The following is a 1,525-nucleotide window of genomic DNA, read 5'->3' on the forward strand; positions in this document are numbered from 1 at the left end:
ACCCGCATCCGGGCGCCCCGCGTCCTGCGCACCCTGGAGAACCCGCGATGACCTCGATCTTCCGCACCGTGATGGGCGCCGACTTCGACCGCCTGCACCCCCGGCTCCAGCGCCGTTTCTCCGTCGGTCTGACCAGCGGCGAGGCCTGCACGGGCAGGGGAGTGATGGACCGCGTCTGGCACGGCGGAACCTTCGTCCGCCCCTTCCTCGCCCTCGGCGCCACCCGCAACATCCTGATCCCCACCCCCGGCCGCAACGTCCCTTTCACCATCGAGAACGTCCCGTACACGGACACCTTCGGCCGTGAGACGGTGACCTTCGTGCGCACCTTCGACCTCCCGGGCCGCCCCCGCCGCTTCGACGCCCAGATGGTGCTCAGCCCCAAGGGCGACCGCATCCTCGACTACCTCGGCACCCACCAGCACCTGGCCAGCGAACTCCACTTCCACGCCGAGCCCGACGGCTCCCTCCTCATCCGCTCCGGAGAACACCGCTTCCGCGAGGGCGCCGTAGACCTACGGGTGCCCGAACTGATCGGCGCCACAGCGGAGGTCCGAGAGTCGTACGACGAGACAGAAAGCCGCTTCCGCATCCAAGTCCGCGTGGTCAACCGCTACTTCGGCCCCCTCTTCGGCTACGAGGGTTCCTTCCGGGCGACGTACACCGACATCCGCACCTGCGGGGTCCGCGCCGGTCTGCGCCCGGTCCGCGAGGAGTCCCGCGCGTGAGCCCCGAGACGACGAAGACCAAACTCCTGGAAGGCGCCCTGCGCGTCCTGACCGACCAGGGCATCGCCAAGACCTCCGCCCGCACCATCGCGACCGAGGCCGGAGTCAACCAGGCCCTGGTCTTCTACCACTTCGGCTCGGTCGACGAACTCCTGGCCCAGGCATGCCGCTACGGCGCCGAACAGACGGTGGCCCGCTACCGCACCCGCCTCACCGAGGTCGGCTCCCTCTCCGAACTCCTCACCGTCGGACGGCAGATGCACGAGGAGGAACGCGCCCACGGCCACGTGGCCCTCCTCGGCCAACTCCTGGCCGGCGCCCAGACCCACACCACCCTCGGCCCCGCCACGGCGGCCGGCCTCCAACTCTGGATCGACGAAATAGAGAAGGTCCTGACCCGGGTCCTGGCACAGACGCCGTTCGGCGAGTTCGCCGACCCGCGCGGCCTCGCCCGCGCCGTGGCAGCGTCCTTCGTGGGCATCGAGCTGTACGAGGGAGTGGACGAAACCGGCGCACACGCGGCCCTGGACGCCCTGGAAAAACTGGGCGCCCTCATCGCCGCGCTGGAAGACCTGGGCCCGGTCGCCCAACGCGCGATCCGCCTCCACCTACGCCGACGGACCTGAGGCCGCCGAGGGGGGTGCCGCGCCCTGCTGGTCGCCCAGTTCCCCGCACCCCTGACGGGGTCGCAGCCGCCCACGGCGAGAAGGGGACGGGGCGGGGGGTGTCCGCCCGCAGTGTCGGGCGTCAAGAAACAGCACCGCACATCCCACGGCACCGCCCGACCGAGGACGGAC

The 1,525-nt window shown here is 71.0% G+C and carries 2 protein-coding genes; both read left to right on the top strand.

All coding sequences use genetic code 11. The features are described from left to right. Positions 1-47: 47 nt before the first annotated feature. On the top strand, positions 48-728 hold the full coding sequence (locus GRC12_RS44365) for a DUF4166 domain-containing protein (RefSeq protein ID WP_208786083.1): 681 nt from the start codon (positions 48-50) through the stop codon (positions 726-728). Further along, positions 725-1,354 (top strand): TetR/AcrR family transcriptional regulator, encoded by a 630-nt coding sequence (locus tag GRC12_RS44370; RefSeq protein ID WP_208786084.1) that lies wholly within the window; start codon positions 725-727, stop codon positions 1,352-1,354. The genes GRC12_RS44365 and GRC12_RS44370 overlap by 4 nt, the downstream gene beginning before the upstream one ends. Positions 1,355-1,525: the final 171 nt, after the last annotated feature.

Source organism: Streptomyces griseorubiginosus, assembly GCF_017614965.1.
Taxonomy (GTDB): Bacteria; Actinomycetota; Actinomycetes; order Streptomycetales; family Streptomycetaceae; genus Streptomyces; species Streptomyces griseorubiginosus_B.

Excerpts from the sequence above, each read along its gene's own strand:
- GRC12_RS44365 (WP_208786083.1), top strand. The coding sequence starts at position 48 with ATGACCTCGATCTTCCGCACCGTGATGGGCGCCGACTTCGACCGCCTG.